Source organism: Luteibacter sp. (assembly GCF_051958795.1).
In the GTDB taxonomy this organism is placed as follows: Bacteria; Pseudomonadota; Gammaproteobacteria; order Xanthomonadales; family Rhodanobacteraceae; genus Luteibacter.
In genome coordinates this window covers 1-8,208 of record NZ_JBQCFT010000305.1, presented here as the reverse complement: position 1 = coordinate 8,208, position 8,208 = coordinate 1, and the positions used below count along the sequence as shown (strand labels likewise).

The window sequence follows — 8,208 nt, the reverse complement described above, 5'->3', positions numbered from 1 at the left end:
GGCGCCCGCTCGTGCGGGGGTGGTGTAGCGCGCGCCGCCCAACTGGCGTCACCGCCCGCTCCCACAAGTGCTGCGGGGTTATGCGGTGGTTTTGCCGATGGCTTCGAGGTCTTCGAGCACTTCGGTGGGGAGCTCGACCGTCGCGGCCTCGAGGTTCTGGCGCAGGTGGGCCACCGACGAGGTGCCGGGGATCAGCAGGATGTTCGGTGAACGCTGCAGCAGCCAGGCGAGCGCCACCTGCATCGGTGTCTCGTCCAGATGCTTGGCCACCGCCGCCAACCGATCCGACTGCAGCGGGCTGAAGCCGCCGAGGGGGAAGAACGGCACGTACGCGATCTGCAGGGCGTTCAACTCATCGATCAGCGCATCGTCCACGCGGTGCACGAGGTTGTAGTGGTTCTGCACGCAGACGATAGGCGCCATGCGCCGCGCTTCGTGGACCTGGGTAAGCGTGGCGTTGCTGATGCCGAGGTGACGGATCAGCCCCTGCTGCTGGAGCTCGGCCAGCGCGGTGAACTCGCGCTCGATCGAGCCTTCCTTTGGTGCGTGGACGTCGCCCATCATCCGCAGGTTCACGACATCGAGCACATCGACGCCGAGGTTACGCAGGTTGTCGTGGACGCTGGCGACCAGCTGCGCGGGTTTCATCGCGGGCAGCCATTCGCCTTCGCGCCCACGCAAGGCGCCGACCTTGGTCACGATCGTCAGCGAGTCCGGATACGGGGCGAGGGCCTCGCGGATGATTTCGTTGGTGATGTGCGGGCCGTAGAAGTCGCTCGTGTCGATGTGGTTGACCCCGGCTTCGACCGCTTCGCGCAGCAGGGCGACGGCGGCAGCGCGGTCCTTCGGCGGCCCGAACACGCCGGGACCGGCGAGCTGCATGGCGCCATAGCCGATGCGGTGGACGGTGCGGTCACCGAGGGTCCATTGGCCGGACCGGGAAACGTCGATCATGTACGTCACTCCTCCTTGGGTTGGGGGTGACTATAGGGGCACGGGCGCATTCCTTCCGTTATGCCGGTCCGGATCCCGGGCCCCCGGGGGCGCTCACGTGAGCTCCAGGCTCTCCAGTTCGCCGCCTTGCGGCCCAGGGAGGTGTAGTAGCGCCTGGATGGACGGCGCGGGGTTGGCCCCGCGCCGCGCCGTACCCGCTACTTCCGAAGCGGCCTGAAGGACTCACGCAGCTCGGTGACGAACGCATCGGGCTGTTCCCACGCCGCGAAGTGGCCACCCTTCGGCAGACGGTTGTAATGGATGAGCTTCGGGTAGGCCAGCTTCGCCCAGCTCTCCGGCGCCTGGTAGATCTCGTCCGGGAACGCGCTCACGGCCACCGGGATCTGGATGTGCTTCGGCGCGAAGAACGGCAGTTTACTCTCCCAGTACAGGCGTGCGGATGAAACGGCGGTATTGGTGAACCAGTAGAAGCACACGTTATCGATGATGTCGTCCTTCGTAAGCCCTTCGCTCTCGCCATCGAACACACGGCGGATAAGCCGGTAGCTGCGGATGTCGTGGTCGATCATCCACGCGGCGAGGCCCACCGGCGAGTCGGCCAGCGCGTACAACGTTTGCGGCCGGCCGGTCATTTCCTGCGCGTAACCGAGCCCGTGCTTGTAGAAGTCATCGAGCTGTTCGTATGCCTTCTTTTCGTCGGCGGAGAGGTTGTCCGGCGGCGGTGCGCCAGCGGCGAGCAGCTTCGCGATGTCGTCGGGCACGGTGGCGGCCATGTTGGTGCTGATGCCCAGCAATTCCGGCGGCGCCTGCACGGCCATCTGCTCGGAGACCGCATTGCCCCAGTCGCCACCCTGCGCCACGAAGTGCTTGTAGCCCAGGCGCTTCATCAGGATCACCCAGGCACGGGCGATGTGTTGCGGATCCCAGCCGAGTGCGGTCGGCTTGCCTGACAGGCCGTAGCCCGGCAGCGAAGGAATCACCACGTCGAACGCATCGGACGCCTTGCCGCCGTGCTTCGTTGGGTTCACCAGCGGGTCGATCACCTTTAGCTGCTCGACGATCGAGCCCGGCCAGCCATGCGTGATGATCAGCGGCAACGCATGCTTGTTCTTCGACTTCACGTGGATGAACTGGATATCCACGCCATCGATGGTCGTGACGAACATCGGGATCGCGTCGAGGCGTTTCTCGAACTTCCGCCAGTCGTAGCTCGTGCCCCAGTACTCGGCGAGCTTCTTCATGGTGGCGAGCTGCACACCCTGCGTATCGTCCGCGACCACTTCCTTGTCGGGCCACTTGGTGGCTTTCACACGGCGAAGCAGGTCGGCGAGGTCGTCGTCGGAGACGTGCAGGCCGGGGAACGGGCGGATCGACGAGTCGTCTTCCAGCGCGTAGAGCATGCCGGTGCCGGCGGGCGAAACGGCCGGGGTGCCAGGTTGTGGTGCATCGGCATGCGGGGCGCCGGCGGGCGTCGAGGCGGGCGTTACCGCCATGGTCGGCCATGGGGCGAGGATCACTGCGCCAGCGAGTGCCAGTCGTACCGGCAACGACCAGAGTGACCGCGAAGGAAGGCGTGGTGACATGGGGCGGCTCCTTGGATGCAGGGAGTGGGCTATCGCGGCGTCGCGAATACCCTGGGTCATGTCCCGGCGAGGTTAGGTCCGGTCTGGAGCGGGCGATTGCCGTTTCCGGCGTGCGCTTGCGAAATTGCGTCGTGCAATCCCGAAAGCACATGCCGGGCGCCGCTCGCATACTTCAGGTCCCGACGAGCGCGTGCCATGCCCTTGATGCATCGATGGCTTCTCCCTGCAGCCCTGTGGATCGCGCTGGTCCTGAGCGCGGCAGTGCTTGCTTCCGAGCGCAGCGAGAACCTGGCCAGCCCGTTCTACCGCTACACCGCCCAGGACCTCGATGGCCCACCCGGGTCGCTCATCCGTGCCGAGCCCATGGCCGGCGCCCCGCTGGGCGCGAACGCGTACCGCGTGCTGTACCGCTCGCGCGGCGTGCATGATGAACCCATCGCGGTCTCCGGCGTCGTGGTCGTACCGGCGGGCGCGGCACCCCCGGGTGGGCGGCCGATCGTTGCGTGGGCGCATCCAACGACCGGCGTTGCGTCGATCTGTGCGCCGTCCGTCGCGGGGTATGTGTTCCAGCGGATCATCGGGTTGCGCGATATGGTCCGCGATGGGTACATCGTCACGGCCACCGACTACCCCGGGTTAGGCACCGCGGGTCCGCACCCTTATCTGGTCGCCGGCAGCGAGGCCCGCTCGGTCATCGATTCGGTACGCGCGGCCCGGCAGCTTCCGGGTGCCGATGCGGGGAAGGCTTACGCCGTTTGGGGACACTCGCAGGGTGGACAAGCCGCCCTGGCTACCGGTGCGCTTAGTGCTTCTTATGCCCCGGAGCTTAGGCTCGTCGGCGTAGCGGCCGCAGCTCCCGCCACCGATCTGCTGAAGCTGCTTTCTGACGATGCGAACACCGACGGAGGGCGCAACGTCACTGCGATGACCTTATGGTCGTGGCAGCAGGTCTACCACGTGCCACTCACCGACATCGTCGCGCCTTCCGCGATGCCTGCCGTCGATGCGCTCTCCAACGAATGCATCGAATCGTGGTCGGACATCCTTGCGCGTTCCCGCTCACAGCGACCGCTTCGCCAGCAGTTCCTGACGGTGCCGAACCTCAGCCAGGTCGAGCCGTGGAAGACGTTGCTCGCCGCAGACGCAACGGGCACACCGCCCGTGGGGATGCCCTTGTTGATTACGCAAGGGAGCGCGGATGGGCTTGTGTTGCCAGCGGTAACGCGCGCTTACGTGCAGGCGCGGTGCAAGGCCGGGGAGCGGGTGCAGTATGTCGAGTTGCCGGGTGTGCATCACGGCATGGCCGCGATCGATAGTGCGGCGGTTGCGGTGCAGTGGATGGCGGATCGGTTTGCGGGGGTGGCGGTGCCTACGAGCTGTCCGCTTGCTGTTGTGGATGGGACGCCGAAAGCTTCCTCCGAATAAAGAAAAGCCCCGCACAAGGCGGGGCTTCCCAGAGACGTGATCACTCCGCCGTTCGATCAGAACGGAATATCGTCGTCATCAAAGCCTTCGTTGACCGGCGGGGCCGAACGCGAGGGGGCGTTGCCGCCACCGCGCTGCTGGCCGTAGTCATCGCCGCCGCGGTTGCCGCCGCCGTAGCCGCCACCCGGGCCGCCGCGCTGCTGGCCACCGCCACCACCGCCGCCATAGTTGCCGCCACCGCCACCACCACCGTTGTTACCGCCACCGCCCGGGCCGCCGCGCGACTGCTGCGGACGGCCGCCGCCGCCGAAGCCACCGCCACCGCCGCCTTCACCGCCACCCTGGCCGCCGAGCATCTGCATCTCGTTGGCGATGATGTCGGTGCTGTAGCGCTCGACGCCATCCTTATCGGTGTACTTGTCGGTGCGCAGCGAGCCTTCGATATAGACCTGGCGGCCCTTCTTCAGGTACTCGCCGGCGATTTCGGCGAGCTTGCCGAACAGCTTCACGCGGTGCCACTCGGTGCGTTCCTGCTTCTCGCCGCTCTGCTTGTCAGTCCAGGCCTCCGAGGTAGCGAGGCGCAGGCTGGTGATAGCCGTGCCGCTGCCGGTGTACCGGGTTTCCGGATCGGCGCCGAGATTGCCGACGATGATGACCTTGTTGATGCCGCGTGCCATGGATTTTCCTCGTTTACGTGATGCGCCCTTCGCACCAGGCGGCCAGGGGGCCACCGGAAGAGCGGACCGGATAGTGTGGGCGATGGTGGGGCCTTGGGCAATGCTCGGGCAAGGCCTTTTTGGCCCGTCGCCGTGTAGGGTTCGTCTCACCCCGCCCCGAGCCTGTGGGAGCGCGCTTGCGCGCGATCAGGGTCCCCGATCAGTCCAGCCCCGCCGCGTCCCCGATCGCGCGCGAGCGCGCTCCCACGACGGCGGCGTTTTGCAGGACCAGGGGGAGCCAGACCAGGGTGAGGGCCGCCGCTGCGGCGAAGACGCCGCGCAGGCCGAGGGCGCCCAGGGCCAGCCCGCCCACGGCGCCGCCGACAAAGGCACCGAAGAACTGGCTGGTCGAATACGCGCCCATGGCCGCCCCGCGCAGGTGGGCGGGCGCAATACGGGAGACCAGGCTGGGCAGCGCGGCCTCGAGCAGGTTGAACGCGGAGAAGAAGACGGCGACGGCCGAACCGAGCAGCCATTCGTGGCGGGTCGCCAACGCCATCCCCGCCAGGGAGAGGCCCAGTGCCACGATGCACCCGACCACCGTCCGCGCGCTACGGGCGGAGTCGCGCATGCGCGGCATGAAGGCGCCCATGACCAGCGCGGCGATCACCATCACCGGCAGGTACAGGGTCCAGTGCCGGGCGACGGGCACCTCGAAGGTGTCGGTCAGCAGGATCGGCAAGCCGACGAAACTGGCGGTCAGCAGGGCGTGCAGGAAGAAGACAGAGCCGTTGAGCACGAGCATCGAGCGATCGCCCAGCATGGCCAGGATGTCGCGCAGCGTGCCCGTCGCTGGCCGCTCGGCCCGCGCCGGGGTGGGCACCAGCCACCACAGGAGGAGCATGGCGACGAGGGCGAGCAGCGAGGTCAGGCCAAACAACCCGCCAAGACCCGCGACGGCTTCCAGCGGCGGGCCGAGGATCAGCGCCAGCAGGAATGAAAGCCCGATGGATACGCCGATGATGCCCATGACCTTCCCGCGGTTCGTCTCCGCGGTCAGGTCGGCCGCCAGCGCCGTACCCGCGCCGGCCACGGCGCCCATGCCCTGTAGCGCGCGGCCCAGGATGATGCCGGCGAGGCTGTGCGACATGGCGGCCACGAGACCGCCCAAGGCGAAGACCACCAGCCCCAGAGAGATCGCAGGCTTGCGCCCGATCCGGTCAGAGAGCATGCCCAGCGGCACCTGCAGCAGCATCTGGCCGATGCCGTAGACGCCCAGGGCCAGGCCGACCAGCAACGGCGTGGCATCGGGCAGGCCGCGGGCGTAAACCGAAAAGACGGGAAGGATCAGGAACAGGCCGAACAGCCGGAGGCTGATCACCAGGGCCAGGGTCAGGGCGCTGCGTCGTTCCAGGGGGCTGAGCTGGCTCACCGAAGGTTCGATCCGTCCAGGCACCAGGACCGGTGCCGGCGCCGATTATACGGACCGTCACCTCCGTGACGGTTCAAACATGAACGGCGCCCCTATAATGTGGGCTGATTTGCCGCATCCACGACGGGCCCATGTCCTCCATTGCCGAAAGCCAGACCCCCATTGATTTCGCCAGCGTCCGCGCTTTGGCCGCTGACGACATGCGGGAGGTGGATGCGCTGATCCGGCACCGCCTGTCCTCCGACGTCGTCCTGATCAACCAGATCGCGGAACACATCATCGCCGGCGGCGGCAAGCGCCTGCGCCCGATGCTGCACGTCCTGGCCGCCCGCACCGCGGGTTACCAGGGCGCCGAGCACGCCAAGCTCGCCGCGATCATCGAGTTCATCCACACCTCCACCCTGCTCCATGACGATGTCGTCGATGAGTCGGATATGCGCCGCGGCCGCAAGACCGCCAATGCGCTGTGGGGCAATGCCGCGAGCGTCCTGGTCGGCGACTTCCTTTATTCGCGCTCGTTCCAGCTGATGGTCGAGCTGGATGACATGCGGATCATGCGCATCCTGGCGAACACCACCAACACCATCGCCGAGGGCGAGGTGCTGCAGCTGCTGAACATCGGCAACGCAGACGTGGACGAAGCAGCTTACCTCGCGGTCATCGAGCGCAAGACGGCCGTGCTGTTCGCCGCCGCCACCGAGCTCGGCGGCGTGCTGGGTGGCTTGCCGGATGCGCAGGTCGCCGCGCTGCGCCGCTACGGCATGGAGCTGGGCTACGCATTCCAGATCGCGGATGACCTGCTCGATTACGTCTCCGATGCCGACACGCTGGGCAAGAACATCGGTGACGACCTCGCTGAAGGCAAGCCAACGCTGCCGCTGATCTACGCGATGCAGGTAGCGGATCCCGACCAGCTGAAGTCGTTGCGCCATGCGATCGAGCACGGCGGCCTCGATTCGCTCGACCGGATCATCGCGGCGATCCGAGATTCCGGCGCGCTGGATCGCGTGCATGAAAAGGCCGTATCGCACGCGCTGGCGGCAAAGGAAGCCCTCGCCGCCCTGCCGCCTTCGGCACACCGCGACGCGCTGTCGACCCTGGCGGATTACAGCGTCGAACGGCGATTCTGATCATCGCTCTATCGTAGGAGCTCACCCTGTGAGCGACGCCGTTCGCGGATGGCTACAGGGCCTGTAGCGGTGTCGCGAAGGATGTCGCCCACAGGGTGGGCTCCTACGACGGCGGTTAGTGTTTGAAGGCTTCGGTCAGCCAGGCCTTCATCGCCGCATAGGCGCGCGTGGCCACCTTCGCGTCATAGCGGCAATTGCCGATGCTTTCGGTGGCTTCCTTCTCCGTGAAGCAATGCACGGCGTTGCCGTAATCCACCGAGGCCCAGTCCGCTTTCGCGGCGCGCATTTCCGCCTCGAACGCGGCGCGCTGCTCGGGCGGCACGTTGGCATCGTCGGCACCGTTGAGCGCCAGCACGTGGGTGTCGTGCAGCTTCGAGCCCAGCTTCGAGTCATCGGAAAGCAGGCCGTGGAAGGTCACGACCGCGGCGACATCCGCGCCGGTGCGCGCCAGGTCGAGCACCGCCGATCCACCGAAGCAGAAACCGATGGCGGCGAGTCGCGCCGGATCGATCGGGGCATTCTTTTCCTGCGCCTTCAGCTCGTCGAACGCGCGGGTGACGCGCTCGCGCATGAGCTTGCGATCGCCGTAGAGCGGCTTTACCGCGGCGCCCGCTTCGTCCGTGTTCTTCGGCCGCGTATCGCCGCCGTACATGTCCGTCAACAGGATCACGTAATCCTTGCCGGCGATGTCCTTGGCTTTCGCGATGGCCATGTCGTTGACGCCGAACCAGTTCGGGACCATGACCAGGCCCGGGCGCTTGGCCGTCACGGCATCGTCGTAGACCAGGAAGCTCTTGAAGGTCACGCCGTGGTCGGTCCACTGCACCGGCTTCGCGACCATGGCGGCATGGGCGCTTCCGGCGGCGCCGAGGGCGAGGAGTGACAAGGCAAGCAAGCTGCGGCGCATCGGCGTTCTCCCTGGGGGTTGGTGGCCGAAGCATAAGGGAATGCAGACGTTGTGGGAGCGGGGGGGGGCGCGGCGGGGGGGGGGCGGGGCGGGCGGCACGCCCCCCCGCGCGCCCCCCACG

7 protein-coding genes are annotated in these 8,208 nt (G+C 67.2%); 2 read left to right on the top strand and 5 right to left on the bottom strand.

The window, feature by feature from the left end:
- Positions 1-78 precede the first annotated feature (78 nt).
- The gene (locus ACTHLF_RS15800) at positions 79-954 is read right to left on the bottom strand and encodes an aldo/keto reductase family oxidoreductase (protein WP_440328439.1); all 876 of its coding nucleotides are present in this window, start codon (positions 952-954) and stop codon (positions 79-81) included.
- A gap of 197 nt (positions 955-1,151) precedes the next feature.
- Complete coding sequence (locus tag ACTHLF_RS15795) at positions 1,152-2,537, bottom strand: epoxide hydrolase family protein (RefSeq protein ID WP_440328438.1); 1,386 nt, start codon at positions 2,535-2,537, stop codon at positions 1,152-1,154.
- A 195-nt stretch (positions 2,538-2,732) separates the two neighbouring features.
- On the opposite strand from ACTHLF_RS15795, the gene ACTHLF_RS15790 reads away from it, so the two are divergent.
- Entirely contained in the window at positions 2,733-3,962 is a 1,230-nt protein-coding gene (locus tag ACTHLF_RS15790; protein ID WP_440328437.1) for a lipase family protein, read from the top strand.
- A gap of 56 nt (positions 3,963-4,018) precedes the next feature.
- Here ACTHLF_RS15790 and ssb read toward each other — a convergent pair whose 3' ends face one another.
- Both ssb and ACTHLF_RS15780 read right to left on the bottom strand, forming a co-directional pair.
- A complete protein-coding gene (gene ssb, locus ACTHLF_RS15785) occupies positions 4,019-4,639 on the bottom strand; it encodes a single-stranded DNA-binding protein (protein ID WP_440328435.1) in 621 nt (206 codons plus the stop codon).
- Between the two features lie 199 nt (positions 4,640-4,838).
- On the bottom strand, positions 4,839-6,050 hold the full coding sequence (locus tag ACTHLF_RS15780; protein WP_440328433.1) for an MFS transporter: 1,212 nt from the start codon (positions 6,048-6,050) through the stop codon (positions 4,839-4,841).
- A gap of 131 nt (positions 6,051-6,181) precedes the next feature.
- On the opposite strand from ACTHLF_RS15780, the gene ACTHLF_RS15775 reads away from it, so the two are divergent.
- The gene (locus ACTHLF_RS15775; RefSeq protein WP_440328431.1) at positions 6,182-7,180 is read left to right on the top strand and encodes a polyprenyl synthetase family protein; all 999 of its coding nucleotides are present in this window, start codon (positions 6,182-6,184) and stop codon (positions 7,178-7,180) included.
- Between the two features lie 115 nt (positions 7,181-7,295).
- On the opposite strand, the gene ACTHLF_RS15770 is transcribed toward ACTHLF_RS15775, so the two are convergent.
- Positions 7,296-8,087, bottom strand: coding sequence for a dienelactone hydrolase family protein (locus ACTHLF_RS15770; protein ID WP_440328429.1), 792 nt, complete (start codon positions 8,085-8,087; stop codon positions 7,296-7,298).
- Between the last annotated feature and the right edge of the window lie 121 nt (positions 8,088-8,208).